Genomic DNA, 22,547 nt, shown 5'->3' on the forward strand with positions numbered 1-22,547 from the left:
CTTAAGGCGCGTTGTACATCTGGGTGGCTACGACCCGATGACTCCGGATGCCTTCATGGCGCGTTTTCGCCGTGAGTTGGCGCGCTTCGCCCGCTGCTGGGGCGTCGAGGCCCGCGTGGAGAACGTCTCGCATGATGCGGAAAGCCTGCGCTGGACTGTGGAGCTGTCCGGGGCGGGCTGGTCAAGCACCAGCGCGCACGAACTGCTGCGATGGGATGATGTGATTCATGGCCATCGCAGTGGCCCAAGCTTCGCCCGCTGGAGCGGCGGCATGCTGGCCTTCTTCGACTTCACCTGGAACGGCGCCCTCTGGCGCTATCTGCGCACCGCCTGGCGCTACGCCATCTTCTTCCTTTATCCATACAGTGCGTTGCTTGCGGCCTTCCTCATCCACGAAGGGCTCGTGCGGCTGTTCCTGTCCTGGGCAGGCGCGGCCGCTCCGGTCGCGCTGGCTGGCGGCATCGCATGCGGCGCCGGAGCCGTCTATCATCTTGTCCGCCACACTCATGTCGGTCACCTTCTCGACGACTGGAACTTCGCCCGCGAGATTGCGCGCCGCAACGATCCTGTGATCGTGAAGCGCCTGAGCAATGCGGCGGCGCGGATCATGGCGGAGTCTTCGGACGGGGAGGTGCTCGTCGTCGGCCACAGCCTCGGCGCAGTGCTCGCCGCGACCTTCATCGACGAGGCGTTGCGCCAGCCTGCCACGGCTCCGGCCCGCGCACGCCCCCTCACCTTCCTTGCTCTGGGCTCGTCCATCCTCAAGATCGCTCTGCACGATGCGGCGCGCGGATTGCGCGAGACCCTGGGCCGCATCAACGCCTCGGGCCGTTTTCGCTGGATCGAGTATCAGGCGCTGAACGACGTCATGAACTTCTACCGCAGCAATCCGGTGAAGGTGCTAGGGCTCGAAGGACCCTCCCCGATCGTGCGGCAGGCCCGTTTCAGGCGGATGCTTGATCCCTCCTTCTACGCGCGGATCAAGCGCAACTTCTTTCGCCTGCACTGCCAGTTCATCAGCGGCAATGACCGGCGCGCGCCCTATGATTACATGATGACGATCTGCGGCCCCTTCAGCCCCGGCGCGCTCGCCGCGTCACGCAATGGTGCGATCAACTGGATCGACAGCGCTGGCGCCATAACGCCCGAGGGCGAGGCCGCGCTGCATGCCGAACCCGACGCAACCCGTGAGCCTGCGCCATGAGCCTCGTCATCGCCAAGACCATCTGGACCCTGCTCGTGGCGGGGTGGTATGTCCTGCGCATCCCCTTCGAGCGCAAGGCGAAGAAGGCTCGCATCGTGCGCGACGAGCTAGGCGTGCCCGAGCGCATCCGCCTTTCGATCTCGCTCACCGGCCTCGGCATCATTCCGATGATCTATGTCTTCTCAGGCTTCCCGCGCTGGGCCGATTATCCCGTCCAGCCGCTGCTCACCGCGCTTGGCCTTGTCACGGCCGTGGCGGCGCTGACGATGTTCCGCCTCACGCACAAGGCGCTGGGCCGCAACTGGTCCGTCAGCCTCCAGCTCAAGGATGACCACAAGCTCATCACCCACGGCATATACAGCCGCATCCGCCATCCCATGTATTCCGCCTTCTGGCTGATGGCGATCGCGCAGGCGTTGCTGCTGCCGAACCTCGTCGCCGGGCTGGCCGGCATCGTCGGCTTCGGCACGCTCTATGTGCTGCGCGTCGGTCATGAGGAACGCCTCATGATCGCGGGCTTCGGCGCCGAGTATGAAGCCTACATGCAGCGCACCGGCCGTCTGTGGCCGAAGCTGGGCTGAAGCGCGCCAGCCGCCCCTTTTCCCGATACGGCACAGCCAGCATCCGGCGCGGTTAGAACCGGAGAAACCAGACTGGCCAGAGAGTCGGCCCCGTCGGCCCGGTGATTCGGGCCGCGCAATGTGGGGTGGTGTTGATGTCAGAAGCTGTTGCGTTCGTTGCGTCTGTTGTGCCCTTCCCACGCCGCGCCGCAACGCGGCAGGCCGAGACGGCGGCCCTGCTCGATGTCGTCGGCGCGGCCGGCTCGATCGAGATCGTTCCCCGCGCCTTCGCCGCTCGTGATGCCGCAGCCGCGCTCCACCTGATGGGCTTCGTGCATCTCGACGAGATCCAGCCCGATGGGCGCCCGCGCCGCCTCAGCGCGCATGAGGCCAGCAGCGCCGCGTCCTTCCTCAACTGGCGCATCACCCGCGCCGCCGGGCGCTGACCGCCTCACGCTGCCAGCGCGTCGCGCAGAAGTTCGCTCAGATTGCCCTGCCGCGCCAGAGCGGCCTTGAGCGCCTGCGTCTGCCGGGCCGTGATGGCCCGGGCCAGCACCCGGTTGCCAGGGGGCAGGCCCTCGGCGATGTCCTCCAGCTGCTGGGCCAGGATCAGTTCCAGCGCAAGCTGATGGTCCTCGTCCAGTCCGGCGAGGTCCGCAGCCCCGCCCTCGGCCAGGCCGGAGAGGCCTGAAAGCCGATCCGCTGTGGCGTGGCGCGTCACGCCATGGCGCAGGGCGAGGGTGCGGGCGGTCGTGACGATGCCCTTGAGCAACGCGCCCTTCACGTCGATGCGGCCGGCATCGTCGGTGCGGATGCGCCCCAGCAGGTTGAGATGGGAGCCGCCATCCCCCGCCGCCTGAGCCAGGAGCTTGACGAAGGGGATTTCAGCCCGCGCTGCCGCCCATGCATCGAGCCAGAGCTGGTGCGCCAGCACACGCCGGCCATGCACCGCCCGGAAGTCGAAGAAGATGTCCACCGCCAGCAGGTCGTCCGGATCGGCGCGCGTCAGCCAGCGGCCGATGCGCTGGCGCCATTCGGCGAGCGAGCCGCGGAAGGCGGGCTCGCTCGCCATGACGCCACCCTTGCACAGCGGCACGCCCACTTCATGCAGGATGGCGCACATGCGCCGTCCATGGGCCGCGAACCAGGCATCTTCCGCACTGCCCGGCTCGCCCTCCGCGAAGACCACGGCATTGTCCTGATCCATGGCAAGCAGGCTTTCCCCGCGACCGGCCGAGCCGAGCACGAGGATGGCGTAGTCGCACGGCGCCGGCCCCAGGCTGCCCGACGCCAGCTCGCTTTCGGCCAGCTGCGCGGCGCGGCGGGTCAGCGCGCCGACCTCCCGTGCAATCACCGCCGAGATCGCGCGGGCCGGCACGCCCTCAGCGCCCAGCGCCCTCGCCATCGCCGGCAGCTTGGCCCAGGCGCGCGCGAGCCCTGCGACCCCGGTCGCGGCGTCGATGTCGTCGCCCAGCGCGATGGCGGAGCTGGCTCTGAGCTTCAGGAGATCACGTGTGGTCACGACGCCAACCACCGAATCATCATGCCCCACCGCAGCCAGATGGCGGATGTTGCGGTTGGCCATGCGGCCAATGGCGCGATAGATCAGCGCGTCCTCGGGCACGGTCGCCAGAGGCCGGCTGGCGATGGCGCCGATGGAGAGCCCGAAGGCCTCCGCGCCGCGCTCGGCGAGGACGCGCATGATGTCGCGCTCGGTGACGATCCCGACCTCGGCCGCATCGTCGAGCCGGTCTCCCACCAGCACGGAGCTGAGCTTGCGCGTGGCGATCACCTTCAGCGCATCCTCCAGAAGCGTCGCGGCCGGCAGCGTCACCGGCGCGCGGTTCATCACCTCGCTGACCCTGTGGCGATAGGGGTAGTGATCGAGCTTTGCGAGGCTGGCCTCGACCTGTCCGGCGCCTGGCCTTGCGATCTCCCACTCGGCGGGCTGCGCGCCTGCCATGGCGTCGGTCACGGCCTTGGAGCGCGCCACCGCCTCGCCGAGCGTGCGGATGCCGACATCACGCAGGCGGGGGATCAGCGCCAGGAAGATGAGGCCCGCCGTCTCGGCATCGCCCAGCGCACGGTGGCGACGCCCTGGCTCGACGCCCAGCCACGCCGCCAGCCCCTCCAGCGAATAGGCCGAGAGCTGGTTCGACACGAGCTGCGCCAGCACGCGGACATCGAGCGCGGGCGCAGCTATGGGCGCCAGCCCGGCTCGCTCGCATTCGCGGCGCAGCAGGGCAAGATCGAAGCCCACCGTATGGCCGATCAGCACGCGCCCCTCGAGCGCGGCCTGGATGTGGCCATGCAAGCTGCCGAAATCGGGCTGGCCGGCCAGATCGGCTGCGGTGATGCCATGGACGGCGGTGGAACTCGCCGGCACAGGCTCGGCGCAATTCACCAGCTGCTCGAGCAGCGGCTCGGGCGTCAGAATTCCACCGTCGATGGCGAGCACGCCGATCTCGACCAGCCGCGCCTTTCGCACATCGAGGCCGGTGCTCTCCGTGTCGATGGCCGCCGCACGGAGCGCGATCAGGGGCGTGGCTTGCAGAAGCTGGGGCATGATCGGGAAAACCGGGTGAGAACTCTCCGATTGGAAGCCAGAGCGTGCCGTCATGCAATGCGACACGTCAAATTCAAGGTTGGCGCCTAGCGTCCGAGCGCGGCCCGGATAAGGCGCTTGGCGTCCCCGCTTGCCCAAGCGGCGGGGCCATGGAGCACACCAAGCTGGCAGCCGTTCGCATCGATGAGCAGCGTGGTGGGCATCCCCACCGCCTGGCCTGCACGCTTGAGCTCCTGGAAGACCCTGGCTTCCGGGTCCGCATAGTAGGCCAGCCGCGTGATGTTGTTGTCCGCCAGCCACTGCCGCGGCCTGTCGAGATTGCGGGTGTCGATGTTCACGGCCACGACCTCGAAGGCCGGGCCTCCGAACTCGGCCTGCAGCGCGTCGAGCGCCGGCATCTCGTGGCGGCAGGGCGCGCACCATGTGGCCCAGAGGTTGAGCAGGACCGTCCGCCCCTTCATCTGCGACAGGTGGATGGGGACCCCGGCAGGATCGTTGAAGCGCAGATCGGGCACGGCGCGCGGGCTCATGCTCTTGAAGGCGGCCAGCTCCCCCGTAGCGGCCGCATCGATCGCGGCGGTGACGTCGCGCGCCGGGCTGCACGAGCCCGCCGTCGCGCTGGCGGCTTGCGGGTTGCCGCGCGCTTGCATCGTCACGTATAGCGAAACGAGGCCAAGCCCGAGCGCGAGGCCGAGCGCAAGCCTCGCCATCATCGGCATCCGGGCAAGCGCCCGCAGGATCATCGACATGGCGCGCAGCCGGACAGGGATTTCGACATGAGCAACCGGATGTGGGGCGGGCGGTTCGCGACAGGCCCGGACGCCATCATGGAGGAGATCAACGCCTCCATCGGATTCGACCGGAAATTATGGCGCCAGGACATTCGCGGCTCTCTCGCCCATGCTGCGATGCTCGAAAAGACCGGCATCCTCACGGCCGAAGATGTGGCGTCGATCACCAAAGGCCTCAAGGCGGTCGAGGCGGAAATCGAAGCCGGAAGCTTCACGTTCTCGCGTGCGCTCGAGGACATCCACATGAATGTGGAGAGCCGCCTGCGTGAACTCATAGGCCCCGCCGCGGGCCGCCTGCACACCGCCCGCTCGCGCAACGACCAGGTCGCCACCGACATGCGCCTCTGGGTGCGCGATACGGTGGACCTGATCGACCAGCAGCTCGCCGACGTGCAATTCGCGCTTGCGCAGAAGGCGCGCGAGCATGCCGGGTCGGTCATGCCAGGCTTCACCCACCTGCAATCCGCCCAGCCGGTCACCTTCGGCCACCATCTGATGGCCTATGTGGAGATGCTGGCGCGGGACCGCGGCCGCTTCGCCGATGCCCGCCGCCGCATGAACGAGTGCCCGCTCGGTGCCGCCGCGCTGGCCGGCACCTCCTTTCCCATCGACCGGCACGCCACGGCCGAGACCCTGGGCTTCGACCGGCCTACCGCCAACTCGCTGGACTCGGTGTCCGACCGGGACTTCGCCCTCGAAGCCCTCTCAGCCGCGGCGATCTCGGCCATGCACCTGTCGCGCTTCGCCGAGGAGATCGTTCTGTGGACGACGCCGCAGTTCGGCTTCATCCGCCTGTCAGACAGCTTCACGACGGGCTCGTCCATCATGCCCCAGAAGCGCAATCCCGATGCGGCGGAGCTGGTGCGCGGCAAGGCTGGCCGCGTCTTCGGCGCCCTCCAGGGCCTGCTGACCATGATGAAGGGTCTGCCGCTGACCTATTCCAAGGACATGCAGGAGGACAAGGAGGGCGTGTTCGACGCGCTCCAGACGCTTTCGCTCTGCCTCGCGGCCATTGGCGGCATGATCCGCGACATGCAGCCCGACCTCAAGACGATGAAGAAGGCTGCGGGCCTCGGCTACGCCACCGCGACCGATCTCGCCGACTGGCTGGTGCGCGTGCTCAAGATGCCCTTCCGCGACGCGCACCACGTGACGGGCCGCCTTGTCGGCCTCGCCTCGAAAAAAGGCGTGGGGCTGGAAAAGCTCAGCCTTGACGAGATGCGCGCCGTCGAGCCGGCCATCACCGATGAGGTTTTCGCGGTGCTCGGTGTCGAGCGCTCGGTGAGGAGCCGCGTCAGCCATGGCGGAACCGCGCCGTCCCAGGTCCGCGCCCAGGCCGCCCGCTGGCTGCGCCGCCTCGAGAAGGAGCGGCTCGCAAACGGCTGAGCGACGAAAAGCGCAAGCTGACACACCGCTTCATTTGCCCTAAAGGGTTGAAGCAGGGGCGGAGGGCTGCCCTGCCCCTGCCTGACCTCGCCGAACCTGCATCTGGACATCCGCCCGTGACACCGCGCTTCTGCAAGACTGGACGCCAGCCTGAACCAGGCGCTTCTGCCGCCCTGAAGCCTGCCGCGCTTGCGCTCTCGGTTCTGCTCTTGGCGACGCTGGGCGCTGGCTGCGGCCGCCGCGGCGCGCTGGAGCCGCCGCCCGGCGCGCGAGTCGTCTCTCCGGCGCAGGCCCAGGCGAGCCCCGCCAGCGATTTTGGCTCGGGCCCCAGCTTCCGCCCTGATCGGCGGCTCGATGTGGGCGACACGCCGCGCGACCCCCTGGCACCAGCAATCCCACCGATGACTCCCGGCCAGGTCCAGCAGATCCAGAACCTGCCTGTCGGACCCCAGACCGTCAGCGCCGGCTCGGCCGGACTGCGCGCCACCCCGCGCGACCCGCGTCGCTCACCGCCGCCCGAGCGGGGCTTCATTCTCGACCCGCTGCTCTGAACGGCCCTGCGCCATGCATCATTTCGCCTATCGCGACGGCATTCTTCATGCCGAAGACGTGGATCTTCGCGACATCGCGCGCGAGGTCGGCACGCCATTCTACTGCTACTCCACCGCCACGCTCGTGCGTCATTACCGCGTCTTCCGCGATGCCTTTGCAGGGGCGGACACGCTGGTGTGCTATGCCATGAAGGCCAACTCGAACCAGGCCGTGCTGCGCACGCTGGCGCGCGAGGGCGCGGGCATGGACATCGTCTCGCTTGGCGAGCTCAAGCGCGCGCTGGCCGCCGGCGTGCCGGGCGAGCGGATCGTCTTCTCCGGCGTTGGCAAGACGCGCGAGGAGATGGCCGCTGCGCTCGATGCCGACATACTGTGCTTCAACGTCGAGTCCGAGCCCGAGGCCAAGGCCCTTTCCGAAGTCGCGCTCTCGAAGGGGCGCAAGGCCCGGATCTCCTTCCGCATCAACCCGGACGTGGATGCGCGCACCCATGCCAAGATCTCGACCGGCCGCTTCGACAACAAGTTCGGGGTGCCTATCAGCCGCGCGCGCGACATCTATCGCTGGGCGGCGACGCTGAAGGGCCTGTCCATCACCGGCGTCGACATGCATATCGGCAGCCAGATCACCGACCTTCGGCCCTTCGACGACGCCACGGGCCTGCTTTGCGAACTGGCGCGCGACCTGATGGCCGATGGCCACAAGCTGCACCACATCGATCTCGGCGGCGGCCTCGGCATCCCCTACCGCGAGGATAACGAGCCCCCGCCCGCTCCCGACGCCTTCGCCGCCGTCATCCGCCGGCACACCGGCCCGCTGGGCCTCAAGGTCATGTTCGAGCAGGGGCGGCTGATCGTCGGCAATGCCGGCATCCTCGTCACCTCGGTCATTTATGTGAAGCAGGGCGAGGCCAAGACCTTCGTGATCGTCGATGCGGCGATGAATGACCTCATCCGGCCCACGCTCTACGAGGCCTGGCACGGCCTCAAGCCGGTGAGCGAGCCGGGCGCGCAGACGCCCCGGATCGTGGCGGATGTGGTTGGGCCGGTCTGCGAGACAGGCGATTATCTGGCGCTGGCCCGCGAGATGCCGGCGGTGGCGGCGGGCGATCTTGTAGCCGTCATGTCCGCCGGCGCCTACGGCGCTGTCCAGTCCGGCACCTACAACACGCGCCTTCTCGTGCCCGAGGTGCTGGTCGAGGGCGATCGCTTCGCCGTGGTCAGGCCTCGCCCGGATTACGATGATGTGATCGGGCTCGACCACATTCCGGCCTGGCTGGCCTGAACGCCGCAGGCGCGAGGGCTGGCCAAGCCGCCCATCCATGTTAGGCTTCTCGCTTGCGCCCACTCCGGCGCGGACGAGGATGGACCGGACCATGGCGGATCGCTCCGAGCTTGACCGACAGCGTGGCGGCGAAACCGTCACCCGTCCGACGCCGCGCCCCGATCCCGTGGTCGACCGCCTTGGCGATCTGGTCCGCCGGTCCCGGCTGGCGCTGTGGTGGGAACGGGTCTGGCCGTGCCTGTGGGCGCCGTTCACGGTCATTTTGCTGTTTCTCACGGTCTCATGGCTCGGCTTGTGGAATCAGGTCGGGCCCGAGGGACGGCAGGCTGGCCTCATCCTGTTCGGGCTGGCGTTCCTTGCCTCCTTCTGGCCGCTTCTGAGGCTTCGCGCCCCGCGCGAGACGGAATCGCTCGCACGTCTCGACCGCAGCGCCCCGACGGGACATCGCCCGGCCAGCGCACTGCGTGACAGCCTGGCCGTGGGCGAGGCGGACCCCTTCACCCGCGCCCTGTGGAAAACCCATCTCGCGCGCCAGCAGCGTGAGCTTGACGCCCTGAAGGTGGCTGCGCCGGCGCCGGGCATGGCGCGGCGCGACCGCTGGGCCCTGCGCGCGGCTCCCATGCTCGCCGCCGTGGCCAGCTTCTTCGTGGCCGGCCCCGATGCGGCGGACCGCATCGCCGCCTCCTGGCACTGGAGCGAGCCGACGGCGCCCTCGCCGCAGGTGCGCATCGACGGCTGGATCGATCCGCCGGGCTACACTCGCCTGCCGCCGATCATGCTGACCTTCGGCGGCCCCGGCGAGGTCATCCGCGCGCCGGCCCGCTCCACCATCATCGTGCGTGTGTCTGGCGCGCCGGGCGCCACCATCGAGGCGCAAGGCGGGCTCGAAGCGCAGGCAGCGCCGGCCGACCTGCGCGAGGGCATCGAGCGGCGCTTCGTCGTCGCGGGCGACGGCACGGTCAGGCTCGGCGGCGCCGGGGTCCCGGCCGGCGACGTGGCCATAGCCATGGTGCCCGACCGCGCCCCCTCCATCGCCATGACAGAGGCGCCGCAGCCGGGGCAGCGCGGCCAGCTCTCGGTCACCTACCGCGCGCGGGATGATTACGGCATCGCCTCGATCGAGGCCGCCTTCCGCCCGGTCGCGCAGACAGCCCGTCCGGGCGCGCGCCCGCTGATCGCGCCGCCGCGGCTGCCCCTGCCCAATCCGGGCGATGTCAGCGGCGAGGCCGACCTCAAGGCCACGCTCGAACTCGCCGAACATCCCTGGGCCGGCGCTTTGGTGCAGATGACCCTGACCGCGCGCGACGATGCCGGCCAGGAGGGCGTTTCCGAGCCGCGCGAGGTGACATTGCCGCAGCGCGCCTTCAACAAGCCGCTCGCCCGGGCGCTGGTCGAGGTGCGCCGCTGGCTGGTCCTTGATGTCACCGACCGTCGGCGCGTGCAGACGGCGCTCGACGCGCTGATGATCGAGCCTTCCGAATACATGAAGGAACCGGGCGCCTATCTGGGCCTGCGCCTCATCACCGAGAAACTCCGGAGCGCGCGCGACGATGCCCGGCTGCTCGAGGTGGTGGATGATCTGTGGCAGCTCGCGATCATCCTGGAGGATGGCGACCTCTCCGACGCCGAGCGTCAGCTCAGGGCCGCGCAGGACCGTTTGCAGCAGGCCATGGAGCGCGGCGCGGACCAGCAGGAGCTTTCGCGTCTGACCCAGGAACTGCGCGAGGCGATGAACCGCTACATGCGCGAACTTGCCGAGCAGATGCAGCGCGACCAGCAGAACGGCCGGCAGAACGAGATGTCGCAGATGCCGGAGAATCTCCGCACCGTGACGCCGCGCGATCTCAACAACATGCTCAACCGCATCGACGAACTCAACAAGCGCGGCGAGACCGAGGAAGCCAAGAGGCTGCTCAACGAACTCAACAACATGATGCGCAACCTCCAGCAGGCGCGCCCCGGCCAGATGGACCAGCGCCAGCGCGAGATGCAAAACCAGCTCGGCGAGCTCGATCGCATGGCGCGCGAGCAGCAGGAACTGCGCGACGACACCTTCCAGCAGGGTCAGGAGGAGCGCAGCCAGCAGCGCAGCCCGCGCGCGCAGCAGGGCCAGCGCGGCCAGCAGCAGGCGCGCCCCAATCAGGGGCAGCGCCAGCAGGGACAGCGCGGCCAGCAGGGGCAAGAGGGCCAGGAAGGTCAGGAAGGCCAGGAAGGCCAGGAAGGGCAAGAGGGTCAGCAGGGCCGGCAAGGCCAGCAGGGCCGCGAGCAATTGGCCCAACGCCAGCAGCAGCTGCGTGAGAGGCTGCGCGACATGCAGCGGCGCATGCAGCAGCAGGGAGCGCCCAACCAGCCAGGGCTCGGCGAGGCCGAATCAGCCATGGGCGAGGCGGAAGGCGCATTGGGCCAGGGCGATATGAACGGCGCCGCGGAGGCGCAGGGCCGCGCCCTGGAAAGCCTGCGCAATGGCGCGCAACAGCTGGCCCAGCAGATGCAGCAGGAAGGCCAGGGCGAGGGAGAGGGCGAGGGCATGGCCGATGGCGACCCGACCCAGGGCGGCCGCGACCGGGCCGGCAGCCGCCAGACGCAGCAGCGCGATCCGCTCGGCCGCGAAGGTCAGCAGCGCGAATCGAGCCGCGGCATCGTCTCGGGCGACACGCGCGTTCCGGGCGAGGCGCCGCAGGTGCGCGCCCGGCGCATCCTCGAGGAGTTGCGCCGGCGCCTGGGCGAATCGCTGCGCCCGCAGGAAGAGCTGGAATATCTGGAGCGCCTGCTGCGACGGCAATGATCGCGCCGGCTTTTTCACGCCGAGAGCGGTGGCGCCGGCCTGCCGGTTGCCAGCACTGGCCACGTCATCGGCGTTCCCGACGGCGCTGCAGCGCCCTGCGCCCGCGACATGCCGGCGCAGGGCACACCCTTCCATCTCGCATGATTTACCCCGCGCCCCATCTTGCCTAAGAGAAGCCGATGAATGTTGTCATGAACGCTCTCGTCCCCATCGCTGTCGGCTCCGTCGCCGTCGTGCTGCTCCTCGGCCTCGTCAACATGATGCGCGGCGGCTCCGCCTCGAAGGCCCAGACGCTCATGCGCCTGCGCGTGCTGCTTCAGTTCGCCGCCCTTGTGGTGATCATGGGCGTGATCTGGTGGCGCACCGCCTGAGGCAGCGCCCAACTTGAGCTGCTGCGCCGGGCATGACGGATCGCAGCGCCGCCCTATAACGCTGCAAGGCACGCTCGACATTTCTGGAAGGCTCGCGACATGGTCGTTCTGAACCGCATCTACACCCGCACTGGCGATCAGGGCACCACGGCGCTGAGCACCGGCGAGCGTCGTCCCAAATATGACCTGCGGGTCGCCACCTACGGCACGGTGGATGAAACCAACGCCACGCTCGGCATGGCGCGTCTGCACACCGCCAGCGAAGACCCGCGCCTCGACGAGATGCTCAATCGCATCCAGAATGACCTTTTCGATCTGGGAGCCGAGCTGGCCACGCCGGAAACCGGCGAGAAGCTGGCCTGGGAGCCGCTGAAGATCGTGCAGAGCCAGGTCGATCGCCTCGAGCGCGAGATCGATGAACTCAATGGCGGCCTCGAGCCGCTGCGCTCCTTCGTGCTGCCGGGCGGGACCCCCGGCGCGGCCTGCCTGCATCTGGCGCGCACGGTGTCGCGCCGGGCCGAGCGCATGATGGTGGAGCTGGCCCAGACGCCCGGTGAGACAGTTGCCGAGCCAGCGCTCAAATACATGAACAGGCTGTCGGATTTCCTGTTCGTGGCGTCGCGCCACCTCAATCGCCTCGCCTCCGGCGACGTGCTGTGGGTGCCGGGCAAAAACAGGTGACGCCATGCCGTCAACGGCGGGGGCCATGAACTCACCGGGCATCAGGAGATGAGGCCGCATGTTCCTGCCGCTCTATGACGGCGTCCCGATGCGCAACCTGGCTTCACCGGTGGTCACATGGGCGATCATCGGCCTGTGCGTCCTCATCCATGCCGCGGCGTTCACAGGCGCGCTGCCTCCGGTCGAGCCGCTGCTGGCGGTGGGCTTCGGCATTATCCCCAAGGTCGTGCTGGGCGGGGCCTACCTGCCCGAGGACATCGCCCAGGCGCCGGGCTGGCTCACGCCTCTCACCAGCCTCTTCCTGCATGGCAACCTCATGCACCTTGCAGGCAACATGCTGTTTCTCTGGGTCTTCGGCGATAATGTCGAGGACAGCATGGGCCATTGGCGCTTCCTGGCATTCTTCCTGCTGTGCGGCGTGATGGCGGCCTTCGGCCATGCCCTGAGCCATCCCGATTCCGTGCAGCCGCTGATCGGCGCTTCGGGCGCCATCTCGGGCATCATAGCAGCCTATCTTCTGCTTCACCCCCGGGTGCGCGTCTGGGGACTTGTGTTCAAGTATCTGCCGATTGCGGTGCCGGCCTGGGTGGCGATCGGCGCCTGGATCGCGGTTCAGGTCCTTCAGGGCTTCTTTGGCGGCGAGAGCGCCATTGCCTGGTTCGCGCATCTGGGCGGGCTGGCTGCCGGCGTGCTGCTCGCCCCGCTCTTCATCCGGCGCGACATCTCGATCCGCCAGCGCTGGGCGCGCTGATCGCCCTGCGCGGCACGGAACGGCAGCGCCAGCGCGGCGTTGACAATCAACCATGCGTCGCTAGGGTCGCGGCCTTGAAACGAAACGCGTCCGGGTCCCAGGCGCGAGCGCGGCCTGCGTGACCGCGCCGTGACGCAGGCCCTCATCAATGGTGCCACATCATGAAAATCCTCGTGCCGGTGAAGCGCGTGGTCGACTACAACGTCAAGATCCGGGTCAGGCCCGATGGGTCGGGCGTGGAGCTCGCCAACGTCAAGATGTCGATGAACCCCTTCGACGAGATCGCCGTCGAGGAAGCCATCCGCCTGCGCGAGGCCGGCAAGGCCACCGAGATCGTGGCCGTGTCGATCGGCCCGCAGGGCGCGGCCGAGACGATCCGCACCGCGCTCGCCATGGGCGCCGATCGCGGCATCCATGTGAAGACCGATGCCGCGGTCGAGCCGCTGGCCGTGGCCAAGCTGCTGAAGGCGATCATCGCCAACGAGAACCCCGGCCTGGTCATCATGGGCAAGCAGGCCATCGATGACGACATGAACGCCACGGGCCAGATGCTCGCGGCGCTGCTCGGCTGGCCGCAGGGCACCTTCGCCTCAAAGGTCGCGGTCGATGGCGACAGCGTCGATGTCACGCGCGAGGTGGATGGCGGCGCCCAGACCGTCGGGCTCAAGCTTCCGGCCATTGTGACCACGGATCTGCGCCTCAACGAACCGCGCTACGCGAGCCTGCCCAACATCATGAAGGCCAAGAAGAAGCCCCTCGATGAGACCAGCGCCGAGGCGCTCGGGGTCGACATCACGCCGCGCCTCAAGGTACTCAAGACCGTGGAGCCTCCGACGCGCGGGGGCGGCATCAAGGTCAAGACTCCCGCCGAACTCGTCGACAACCTCCGGACCTCGGGCCTGCTGTGATGACCACGCTTCTGATCGCCGAGCACGACAACGCCACCATCCGTGACGCCACCGCCAAGGCCATGACCGCGGCGAAGGCCCTGGGCGCCCCTGTCCATGTGCTGGTCGTGGGCTCCGGCTGCCGGGGCGCAGCCGAGGCCGCAGCAAAACTCGATGGCGCGGCCAAGGTGCTGCTGGCTGACGCGCCCGCCTACGATCACATGATGGCTGAGCCGACCGCCGCGCTCGTGGCCTCGCTTGCATCGGGCTATGACGCCATCGTCGCCACCTCGACCGCGAACGGCAAGAACGTTGCCCCGCGCATCGCAGCCCTCATCGACAGCCAGATCATCTCCGACGTCATGAAGGTCGTGGCGCCCGACACCTTCGAGCGCCCCATCTATGCCGGCAATGCCATCCAGACCGTGCAGTCGGCCGATGCGAAGAAGGTGATGACCGTTCGCACGGCCTCCTTCCAGCCGGCCGCCATGACAGGCTCCGCATCGATCGAGGCCGTCGCCCCGGCGGCCGATCCCGGCCTGTCCAGCTTCAAGGGCGAGGAAGTCGCCAGGTCGGACCGTCCGGAGCTTGGCGCGGCCAAGGTGATCGTCTCGGGCGGACGTGCGCTGGGCTCGGCCGAGAAGTTCAAGGAGATGATCGAGCCGCTGGCCGATCAGCTCGGCGCCGCCATGGGCGCGAGCCGCGCGGCGGTGGATGCGGGCTATGCCCCCAATGACTGGCAGGTCGGGCAGACCGGCAAGGTGGTGGCGCCCGAGCTTTACATCGCCATCGGCATTTCAGGGGCCATCCAGCATCTGGCCGGCATGAAGGACTCCAAGGTCATCGTCGCCATCAACAAGGACGAGGAAGCCCCGATCTTCCAGGTGGCCGATTACGGCCTGGTGGGCGACCTGTTCACGATCCTGCCCGAGCTGAGGACCGAACTGGCCAGGACCAGACGCTGAGCTCCATGGACGCAGAAGCACGACATCCCTTCGGCAGCGCCGCCCACGATCGACGGAAGAATCCATGAGCCTGACCATCAAGACCCTCGGCATCGTCGGCGCTGGCCAGATGGGCAGCGGCATCGCCCATGTCTGTTCGGCGGCGGGAATCGACGTGCGCCTCAACGACGTGTCTGAGGAGCGAATCAACGGCGCCCTTGCAACGATCAACGGCAACATGGCGCGCCAGGTCGCCAAGGGCGCGCTGAGCGAGGAGCTTCGCCAGGAAGCGCTGGGCCGCATCAGCGCTGCCCGCAGCTATGACGATCTGGCGGGCTGCGATCTGGTGATCGAGGCCGCCACCGAGAATGAGGAGATCAAGCGCTCGATCTTCGTGCACCTGAGCCGCGCCCTGCCGCCCGAGACGCTGCTGGCCACCAACACATCGTCGATCTCGATCACGCGGCTGGCCGCCGCCACCAACAGGCCCGAGAAGTTCATCGGCATACACTTCATGAACCCGGTCCCGGTGATGCAGCTTGTCGAGCTGATCCGCGGCATCGCGACCGAGGACGCCACCTTCGAGACCGCGAAGGGCTTCATCAACCGGCTCGGCAAGACCTTGACCGTGTCCGAGGATTTCCCTGCCTTCATCGTCAACCGCATACTGCTGCCGATGATCAACGAGGCGGTCTACACGCTTTACGAGGGCGTCGGTTCGGTCGAATCGATCGACACCGCCATGCGTCTTGGCGCCAATCACCCGATGGGCCCGCTGCAGCTGGCCGATTTCATCGGCCTCGACACCTGTCTTTCCGTGATGCAGGTGCTCCATGACGGGCTGGCGGATTCCAAGTATCGCCCCTGCCCGCTTCTGGTGAAGTATGTCGAGGCCGGCTGGCTGGGCCGCAAGACCAAGCGCGGCTTTTACGACTACCGCGGCGACAAGCCCGTCCCAACCCGCTGACCTCGCGAAGACGGGACCAGGCCCTGCTCGGCGCTTCACAAGGCTGACATGTTCGGCATACATTTGTCAGATGCGGAATCATTGGTGATTCCACGCATGACAGTTGGAGAAACGTGCGTTGACCGTGCACGTGCCACCGGTGGTCTCGCCGGACGCCTGTCCGGCACTTGTGCTCAATGCCGATTTTCGGCCTCTGAGCTATTATCCTCTGTCGCTCTGGAGCTGGCAGGACGCGCTCAAGGCCGTGTTCATGGACCGGGTCAACATCGTCTCGGAATATGATCGCGTCGTCCGCTCGCCGAGCTTCCTGTTCCGCCTGCCCTCGGTGGTCTGCCTCAAGACCTATGTGAAGCCCTCGCGTCATCCGGCCTTCACGCGCTTCAACGTCTTCCTGCGGGATCGTTTCAGCTGCCAGTACTGCACGGCGCGCGAGGAGCTGACCTTCGATCACGTCATCCCGCGCTCCAAGGGTGGCCTGACAACCTGGGACAATGTCGTGGCGGCCTGCTCGCCGTGCAACCTGCGCAAGGGCGACAAGCTGCCGGCCGATGCGGAGATGTTCCCGTTGCAGAAGCCGTTCGCGCCCACGGTCACCGATCTGCACAAGGCGGGGAAGCTGTTCCCGCCCAACTTCCTGCATGAAAGCTGGATGGACTATCTCTACTGGGACAGCGAGCTCGAGCCCTGAGGCCCGCGCTGTCCTGCCGCGATGGCCGCGATGGCGGCCAGTGACGCAAGCACTGCCGAAAACACCGCATTCCACCCGGCCAGCGACAGCCCGAGCCAGCGCCACGCCGCCTCGGTGCAGCTCACCACGCGCGTGGTCTGCAACTGCCTCATGAAATCCTGCATCGAGCCGGCAACTGCCGGGCCGGCCCCACCGCAATCGGAAGGACCCATGAAAAAGCCCCACTCCACACCGGCATGATAGGCGCCCATGGCGATTGACACCGTGAACAGCAACGCCAGCAGCCAGAGCGCGCCGCGCGCCAGGCGCTGCCCCCCGATGCCGGCGAGGCCGAGCGCCAGCGCCACCCCACCCACGAACAGCGCCGCATAATGGGGCCAGCGTTGCTCCAGGCACAGCTTGCACGGCAACAGGCCGAGCACGAGCTGGAACCACCAGGCCCCAGCCAGGAGCAGGGCAGAGCCCACCGTCGCCAGCACGATGGCGGCGGAGGGCTGCAACAGGCGCAGCAGAGGGGCATCGCGAGTCATGCGCAGTTCTAGCGCACGCCGCACCCTCTGCGAAAGGGTGCAGCGCATCCGGGTCCTGCGCCGTATGGGCCGGCTGGACTTAAGCGGACTAGACGCCGGCGCGCCGGCATGGCATCCGTCCCTTCAGGCTTCCTGTGCCATCCAAGCGGGCGTGGCGAAACGGTAGACGCAGCGGACTCAAAATCCGCCGTAGCAATACGTGTCGGTTCGAGTCCGACCGCCCGCACCAGTTTCCTCGACGAAGGAATTGATCCCGCGTTGGGATGCGCCTCCCGCGCCGAGAGAGCGAACGCCGAGGCGGCGCCGAAACGCTGGCTCAGCCCTTCGCACGCCGTGGCGTCAGGCAGCGCGAGCCGGAAGAGGGCATCATCTTCAGCCGCTCGGGAAGCTGGGCCATGATCTCGCGCCGCTGGCCCGGATGCATGCCGATCCAGCCACCGATCTCGGCGCCTGTGCGCCCGCAGCCCACGCAAAGGCCCGTCGCGGCGTCGAGCAAGCAGATCTTGTTGCAGGGCGAATCGATGGACATGCGGCACGTTCCCGGAGCCTCCAAGCCTTGGGCGAAGCGGCACGTCGCCGCAAGCCAGAAATCCGGACCTCGATGAGACTGCAACCGGATGCCGCACCATCCGCGCTTGATCTGCCGCAAAACCTCTCACGCAGCGAGGCCCTAGCCTCTGGCCCCAACAAGGAGGACAATTCATGTCGCACACACCCCACGAACTGGCCGACGAATTTCCGGAGCATGTCGCGCGGATTCAGGCGCTCAAGCAGAGCGACGCCCACTTCGCCAGGCTTGCGGAGGCCTATCACGAGATCAATCGCGCCATCCACCGCGCCGAAACCAACATCGAGCCGGTGGACGGCATGATCGAAGAAAGCATGCGCAAGAGAAGGCTGCATCTGAAGGATCAGATCCATGCCGTCCTCGCAGGCTGAGCCCGCGCGCCCCGGCCTCAAGCGCGTCACAGCCGCGCTGGTCATGCCGGCCGGGACGCTTATGGCGGGGCTCGCAGCCGTCCTGGCCGCAGCGCTCGCCCCTCCGGGGGCAGCCGCGCAGGGCGGCAGGCCGCCGGCAATCGCCGAATGCGCGGCCTGCCATGGGGAGGAGGGCATCGCACGCGATATAGAGGTTCCGCACCTTGCCGGCCAGAACGAGCGCTATCTCTACAACCAGATGGTCGCCTTCCGGAACGGGCGGCGCCAGCATCGCGAGATGCGCCACATGGCCCGCGAGATGACGATCTCTGAGATCGAGGCGATCGCGGCCTATTACGCCAGCCTGCCGCCGCGATGAGCGGCTTGACCCAGGTCAAGATGGCGACCGCCCATGAGCCTAGCCTGAACCGTCAGGGCTGGCGCCCGGTCAGCTCATGGAGTGCAGCATGGACGGATCATCCGAGGCGAAGAAACCCACGCAATCGAAGGCGCCCGCGCCCGCTGCCGCCAGCGCGGCCAACGGAGCGGGCGGGATCGTTCGCGCAGCGGGCGCGCTCGCTGCGGACGCGACAGGGGACATCGCCCAGCCTGCCGCGGCGGGCGGCGCCGCCGCGCCCATGGCCGAACCAGCCGCCGAGGCCCAGACCCGTCGATCGACCCGCACGGAGCGGCGTGCGGCGCTCAAGCGCGCGCAAGCCGACCCCGACGCCATCCGCCGAGCCTTCGAGACGGGCGCCTATCCTTATGATGACCGCCTGACCGAGGGCGCCTATCAGCGCCAGATGGCGGCGCTGCAGGTGGAACTGCTCAAGGCGCAGAACTGGGTGAAGGAGACAGGCGAGCGGGTCGTCATCCTGTTCGAGGGCCGCGACGCCGCCGGCAAGGGCGGAACCATCAAGCGCTTCATGGAGCACATGAACCCCCGCGGCGCGCGCGTGGTCGCGCTCGAGAAGCCGACCGAGCGCGAGCGTTCGCAATGGTATTTCCAGCGCTATGTCGAACATCTGCCCGCCGCGGGCGAGGTCGTGTTCTTCGATCGCTCCTGGTACAACCGCGCCGGCGTCGAGCGCGTCATGGGCTTCTGCACGCCTGCGGAGTATCTCGAATTCATGCGCCAGGCGCCGCTGCTTGAGCAGATGTTCGTGCGCTCGGGCATCCGCCTTTACAAATACTGGTTCTCCGTGACGCGCGAGGAGCAGGTGCGGCGCTTCAAGTCCCGCGAGATCGACCCGCTCAAGCAATGGAAGCTCTCGCCGATCGACATCGCCTCGCTGGACAAGTGGGACAGCTACACAGAGGCGAAGGAGGCCATGTTCTTCTACACCGACACCGCAGACGCGCCCTGGGTGATCGTCAAATCCGACGACAAGAAGCGCGCACGGCTCAACTGCCTGCAGCACTTCCTGTCCTCGCTCGACTATCCCAGGAAGGACCACGACCTTGTCGTCGGCGCTGACCCTCTGATCGTGGGCTCTACCCGTCATGTCGTCGGACAGGCCCGGCACATCCTTGGCAGGACCGCGGAGCAGCGCAAGCCGGCCTGACGGCCGCGCGACCTTCTCCGGAGCGAGAGGGGTGGACATGGCGCGGGGCGCGGGGACGAGCCCTCTCACCCTTTGCATGAGCAGGCCCACCACGGCTTGCGCCGTGTCAGGCGCGCGCCATCGCGCCGGCGAGCATCCCCGAAAGCGCCCCGGCAAGCGCCATGGCGATGTCCCCGCGCGGCGTGACCACGATGCGCCCGAGCCCGAGCCAGTCGGCCATCAACCTGAGCTCGGCTGCGAGCGGCTGGACAACGGCGCCGCCATCGACATCAGGCTCGCCATGCGCCGCCTGCACCTTCAGCGTGCCGGAGGCCCGGTCGGCCTTGAGATCCACGCGCGCCGCCACACGCTCGCCCAGCACGAAGGGCAGGACATAGTAGCCATGCACGCGCTGCTCTGCCGGGGTGTAGATCTCTAGCCGTATCCGCGCGCCGAACAGGGTTTCGGCACGCTCGCGCTGCCAGATCAGCGGATCGAACGGCGCCAGCAGGGCCCTCGCCTCCATGCGGCGAGGCGCCCGCGCCGCATGCCAGAGATAGGCGGGATGCTTCCAGCCTTCGACCGCCACGGGCACAAGTTCGCCGGCCTCGACCAACTCGGCCAGCCGCGAGCGGGCCTCGTGCACGCCCAGCCGGTAATAGTCACGCAGGCAGCGCTCGGTCGCGATGCCGAGAGCCGCCGCCGAACGGCGCAAGAGCTCGCGCTGCGCCTCCTCCACAGGGGGGGTGGGCGCCTCCAGCACGGCCCGCGGCAGGACCCGCTCCGTAAGGTCATAGACCCGCTCGAAGGCGCCGCGCCGCGTGGCCGTGGTGAGGATGCCCGCCCAGAACAGCCACTCCACCGCCCGCTTGCCGTCGGACCATCCCCACCAGCCACCCTCGCCCTTGTGCTGATGCGAAAGCTCCGACGCAGCGAGCGGCCCGCGCGCCGCGATTTCCTGCCGCACCAGCGCGACCAGGTCGCCCCGCTCCCGGCCGAAGCGGGCGAGCCCGGCATAGATGCCCTCACCGCAACGGGCGCGCGCCATACGCCAGCGAAACAGCGGCTGCATCGAAACCGGCAGCAGCGACGCCTCATGCCCCCAGTATTCGAAGAGCCTGCGCTTGCGTCCGTCATAGGCCAGCGCCTCGAGGTCGGCGGCGGCATAAGGCCCGAGCCGCGAGAAGGCCGGCAGCAGATGCGCGCGGGCCAGAACGTTGACGCTGTCGATCTGCAGCACGCCGAGCCGGCCCACCAGCCGGTCGAGCTCACGCCGGCTCGCGGGGCCAGCCTCGCGCGATGCGCCGAAGCCTTGCGCCGCCAGCGCGATGCGCCGGGCCTGCCGAAGCGAAACACTGCTGGATCGGGCGGGAATCGCGAGCGGGGCCATGCTGGGCCAAGCTTGCCACCACGGCCTGCGCGCCGCCACCCGAAAGCCGCGCGAGCGGCGCGGCCGCTTCAACGCGCGCCGGCACCATATCGATCAGCCATCGCCTTCCGCTGCATTTTGACTTAAACGGCAAGCGCCGCGATTGTTGCGCGGGCCGGGCGAGGACATTTCATGAAGATCGCTGTCGTGGGCACTGGTTATGTGGGCCTCGTCACAGGAGTGTGCCTGGCGCTCGACGGGCATGAGGTCACCTGCATCGACAGGGATGCGGCGAAAGTGGCGATGATGGCGCGCGGCGCCTGCCCCATCTACGAGGACCAGCTCGAAGCACTGATGCGGCAGGCCCTTGCGGGCGGCCACCTTGCCTTCACCGCCGACATCGCGGGGCCCGTCGCCGGGGCCGATCTCGTCTTCATCTGTGTGGGCACGCCGCCACGCCCCTCCGATGGCCATGCCGACATGGCGCAGGTTCATGCTGCCGCGGCCGAAATCGGGCTCGCGCTGAGCGCGGATGCATCCCGCGAGACGATCGTGGCGCTCAAGTCCACTGTTCCGGTCGGCACGGGCGACGAGGTTCATGCCATCATGGCGCGGGCCAACCCCCCGGCCCGCTTCACGGTGGTGTCGAACCCGGAGTTCCTGCGCGAGGGCTCGGCCGTGCGCGATTTCCAGAACCCGGACCGCATCGTGGTCGGCGCGGAGAGCGAAGCCGCGACTGCGCGCATGAAGGCGCTTTACGCCGCCCACCTGTCGCGCGGCGTGCCGCTGCTCGCCACCAACCGGCGCACATCGGAGCTCATCAAATATGCGTCCAACTCCTTCCTCGCGCTGAAGATCACCTTCATCAACGAGCTTGCCAACCTGTGCGAGGAGATCAGGGCGGACGTGCAGGATGTCTCCCATGGCATGGGGCTGGACACCCGCATCGGGGCGAAGTTCCTCCAGCCGGGGCCCGGCTTCGGTGGTTCGTGCTTTCCCAAGGACATGCTGGCGCTGATGAAGACGGCCCAGGATCACGGCGTGCCGCTGCGCACCATCGAGACGGCGGTGGCCGTCAATGACAGCCGCAAGGGCGAGATGGTGCGCAAGATCACCAGCGCCGCAGGGGGCTCGGTCGAGGGCCGGACCATCGCCGTGCTGGGCCTGACCTTCAAGCCCGACACGGACGACATGCGCGCCTCGGTGTCGCTGGTCGTCATCCCGCAGCTCGTCAAGGCCGGGGCGACCATCCGCGCCTATGATCCGGTGGGGATGGACAATGCGCGCCCGCTTCTGCCTGACATCGCCTTCGCCGCCAGTGCGGCAGAGGCCCTGCGCGGCGCCGACCTCGCCGTGATCCTGACCGAATGGGCCGAGTTCCGCACGCTCGATCTCACCGCGGTCGCGTCCTTGCTGAACGAGCCGGTGATGGTGGACCTGCGCAACATCTTCAGCCCCGAAGCCGCCGCAGCCGCCGGCCTCGCCTATCACTCCATCGGCCGCGCCCCACGCCGGCGCGGGCCGCGCCCTGCGGATGTGCGAAAGGCCGGTTGAGCACGGGCATCTCCGTGCCGGCGGCAAGATCGATGGAAGCAATATGGAAGCAGGATCGCTGCGGCGTCTGCCGCAGGGTGCGCCCGGATGGCCGACGCTGAGTGGTGCCGCTTGAGGGATTCGAACCCCCGACCCCCTCATTACGAATGAGGTGCTCTACCAGCTGAGCTAAAGCGGCAACGAACCCGCGCATAGCAGCCGGGCCGGTCCTTGGCAAG

23 protein-coding genes and 2 tRNA genes are annotated in these 22,547 nt (G+C 68.2%); 19 read left to right on the forward strand and 6 right to left on the reverse strand.

Translation table 11 applies throughout. The features are described 5' to 3' along the window. Nucleotides 1-55 precede the first annotated feature (55 nt). The 3 genes from HEQ16_16540 (at nucleotide 56) to HEQ16_16550 (ending at nucleotide 2,210) form a co-directional block, all read left to right on the forward strand. Nucleotides 56-1,204, forward strand: coding sequence for a hypothetical protein (locus tag HEQ16_16540; protein ID MCO4055619.1), 1,149 nt, complete (start codon nucleotides 56-58; stop codon nucleotides 1,202-1,204). Then, the gene (locus HEQ16_16545; GenBank protein ID MCO4055620.1) at nucleotides 1,201-1,785 is read left to right on the forward strand and encodes an isoprenylcysteine carboxylmethyltransferase family protein; all 585 of its coding nucleotides are present in this window, start codon (nucleotides 1,201-1,203) and stop codon (nucleotides 1,783-1,785) included. Before HEQ16_16540 ends, HEQ16_16545 begins: the two co-directional genes overlap by 4 nt. Nucleotides 1,786-1,919: 134 nt before the next feature. Further along, nucleotides 1,920-2,210 (forward strand): hypothetical protein, encoded by a 291-nt coding sequence (locus HEQ16_16550; GenBank protein MCO4055621.1) that lies wholly within the window; start codon nucleotides 1,920-1,922, stop codon nucleotides 2,208-2,210. A 5-nt stretch (nucleotides 2,211-2,215) separates the two neighbouring features. Here HEQ16_16550 and HEQ16_16555 read toward each other — a convergent pair whose 3' ends face one another. Then, entirely contained in the window at nucleotides 2,216-4,330 is a 2,115-nt protein-coding gene (locus HEQ16_16555; GenBank protein ID MCO4055622.1) for a CBS domain-containing protein, read from the reverse strand. Between the two features lie 86 nt (nucleotides 4,331-4,416). Then, a complete protein-coding gene (locus HEQ16_16560) occupies nucleotides 4,417-5,049 on the reverse strand; it encodes a TlpA family protein disulfide reductase (protein MCO4055623.1) in 633 nt (210 codons plus the stop codon). 57 nt (nucleotides 5,050-5,106) lie between these two features. Between HEQ16_16560 and argH the strand changes: the two genes are divergently transcribed. The 11 genes from argH to HEQ16_16615 all read left to right on the forward strand — a co-directional run bounded on the left by argH (nucleotide 5,107) and on the right by HEQ16_16615 (nucleotide 16,414). Beyond that, nucleotides 5,107-6,507, forward strand: coding sequence for an argininosuccinate lyase (argH, locus tag HEQ16_16565; GenBank protein MCO4055624.1), 1,401 nt, complete (start codon nucleotides 5,107-5,109; stop codon nucleotides 6,505-6,507). A 116-nt stretch (nucleotides 6,508-6,623) separates the two neighbouring features. Beyond that, nucleotides 6,624-7,058, forward strand: coding sequence for a hypothetical protein (locus HEQ16_16570; protein MCO4055625.1), 435 nt, complete (start codon nucleotides 6,624-6,626; stop codon nucleotides 7,056-7,058). 13 nt (nucleotides 7,059-7,071) lie between these two features. After that, nucleotides 7,072-8,340, forward strand: coding sequence for a diaminopimelate decarboxylase (gene lysA / locus HEQ16_16575; GenBank protein MCO4055626.1), 1,269 nt, complete (start codon nucleotides 7,072-7,074; stop codon nucleotides 8,338-8,340). A gap of 37 nt (nucleotides 8,341-8,377) precedes the next feature. Beyond that, the gene (locus HEQ16_16580) at nucleotides 8,378-11,125 is read left to right on the forward strand and encodes a TIGR02302 family protein (protein MCO4055627.1); all 2,748 of its coding nucleotides are present in this window, start codon (nucleotides 8,378-8,380) and stop codon (nucleotides 11,123-11,125) included. Nucleotides 11,126-11,304: 179 nt separating this feature from the next. After that, nucleotides 11,305-11,496: a twin transmembrane helix small protein gene (locus tag HEQ16_16585; GenBank protein MCO4055628.1), complete on the forward strand. Its 192-nt coding sequence runs from the start codon at nucleotides 11,305-11,307 to the stop codon at nucleotides 11,494-11,496. A gap of 99 nt (nucleotides 11,497-11,595) precedes the next feature. After that, a complete protein-coding gene (locus tag HEQ16_16590) occupies nucleotides 11,596-12,177 on the forward strand; it encodes a cob(I)yrinic acid a,c-diamide adenosyltransferase (GenBank protein ID MCO4055629.1) in 582 nt (193 codons plus the stop codon). A 58-nt stretch (nucleotides 12,178-12,235) separates the two neighbouring features. Then, nucleotides 12,236-12,928, forward strand: a complete 693-nt coding sequence (locus HEQ16_16595) for a rhomboid family intramembrane serine protease (protein ID MCO4055630.1) — start codon at nucleotides 12,236-12,238, stop codon at nucleotides 12,926-12,928. A 161-nt stretch (nucleotides 12,929-13,089) separates the two neighbouring features. Then, nucleotides 13,090-13,836 (forward strand): electron transfer flavoprotein subunit beta/FixA family protein, encoded by a 747-nt coding sequence (locus tag HEQ16_16600; protein MCO4055631.1) that lies wholly within the window; start codon nucleotides 13,090-13,092, stop codon nucleotides 13,834-13,836. Next, entirely contained in the window at nucleotides 13,836-14,780 is a 945-nt protein-coding gene (locus tag HEQ16_16605) for an electron transfer flavoprotein subunit alpha/FixB family protein (GenBank protein ID MCO4055632.1), read from the forward strand. Before HEQ16_16600 ends, HEQ16_16605 begins: the two co-directional genes overlap by 1 nt. Before the next feature lie 64 nt (nucleotides 14,781-14,844). Further along, entirely contained in the window at nucleotides 14,845-15,726 is an 882-nt protein-coding gene (locus HEQ16_16610; GenBank protein ID MCO4055633.1) for a 3-hydroxybutyryl-CoA dehydrogenase, read from the forward strand. A 130-nt stretch (nucleotides 15,727-15,856) separates the two neighbouring features. Beyond that, nucleotides 15,857-16,414 carry an HNH endonuclease gene (locus HEQ16_16615; protein MCO4055634.1) on the forward strand — a complete coding sequence of 186 codons (558 nt, stop codon included), beginning with the start codon at nucleotides 15,857-15,859 and terminating at the stop codon, nucleotides 16,412-16,414. Here HEQ16_16615 and HEQ16_16620 read toward each other — a convergent pair. Next, nucleotides 16,387-16,944: a disulfide bond formation protein B gene (locus HEQ16_16620; GenBank protein ID MCO4055635.1), complete on the reverse strand. Its 558-nt coding sequence runs from the start codon at nucleotides 16,942-16,944 to the stop codon at nucleotides 16,387-16,389. The genes HEQ16_16615 and HEQ16_16620 overlap by 28 nt on opposite strands. Nucleotides 16,945-17,089: 145 nt before the next feature. Between HEQ16_16620 and HEQ16_16625 the strand changes: the two genes are divergently transcribed. Beyond that, nucleotides 17,090-17,173 (forward strand) — tRNA-Leu (locus HEQ16_16625). Between the two features lie 87 nt (nucleotides 17,174-17,260). Here the strand turns inward: HEQ16_16625 and HEQ16_16630 are convergent. Beyond that, nucleotides 17,261-17,473, reverse strand: a complete 213-nt coding sequence (locus HEQ16_16630) for a DUF1289 domain-containing protein (GenBank protein ID MCO4055636.1) — start codon at nucleotides 17,471-17,473, stop codon at nucleotides 17,261-17,263. 173 nt (nucleotides 17,474-17,646) lie between these two features. Between HEQ16_16630 and HEQ16_16635 the strand changes: the two genes are divergently transcribed. From HEQ16_16635 to ppk2, 3 genes are all read left to right on the forward strand, one after another. Beyond that, nucleotides 17,647-17,883: a YdcH family protein gene (locus HEQ16_16635; protein MCO4055637.1), complete on the forward strand. Its 237-nt coding sequence runs from the start codon at nucleotides 17,647-17,649 to the stop codon at nucleotides 17,881-17,883. Further along, the gene (locus HEQ16_16640; protein MCO4055638.1) at nucleotides 17,864-18,241 is read left to right on the forward strand and encodes a c-type cytochrome; all 378 of its coding nucleotides are present in this window, start codon (nucleotides 17,864-17,866) and stop codon (nucleotides 18,239-18,241) included. Before HEQ16_16635 ends, HEQ16_16640 begins: the two co-directional genes overlap by 20 nt. 259 nt (nucleotides 18,242-18,500) lie before the next feature. Beyond that, the gene (gene ppk2 / locus HEQ16_16645) at nucleotides 18,501-19,427 is read left to right on the forward strand and encodes a polyphosphate kinase 2 (protein MCO4055639.1); all 927 of its coding nucleotides are present in this window, start codon (nucleotides 18,501-18,503) and stop codon (nucleotides 19,425-19,427) included. A 106-nt stretch (nucleotides 19,428-19,533) separates the two neighbouring features. On the opposite strand, the gene HEQ16_16650 is transcribed toward ppk2, so the two are convergent. Continuing rightward, complete coding sequence (locus HEQ16_16650; GenBank protein ID MCO4055640.1) at nucleotides 19,534-20,796, reverse strand: winged helix-turn-helix domain-containing protein; 1,263 nt, start codon at nucleotides 20,794-20,796, stop codon at nucleotides 19,534-19,536. Between the two features lie 171 nt (nucleotides 20,797-20,967). On the opposite strand from HEQ16_16650, the gene HEQ16_16655 reads away from it, so the two are divergent. Continuing rightward, entirely contained in the window at nucleotides 20,968-22,329 is a 1,362-nt protein-coding gene (locus HEQ16_16655) for a UDP-glucose/GDP-mannose dehydrogenase family protein (protein ID MCO4055641.1), read from the forward strand. A gap of 102 nt (nucleotides 22,330-22,431) precedes the next feature. Here the strand turns inward: HEQ16_16655 and HEQ16_16660 are convergent. Then, nucleotides 22,432-22,507 (reverse strand) — tRNA-Thr (locus HEQ16_16660). Between the last annotated feature and the right edge of the window lie 40 nt (nucleotides 22,508-22,547).

Source organism: Bosea sp. (in: a-proteobacteria) (assembly GCA_023910605.1).
Classification (GTDB): Bacteria; Pseudomonadota; Alphaproteobacteria; order Rhizobiales; family Beijerinckiaceae; genus Allobosea.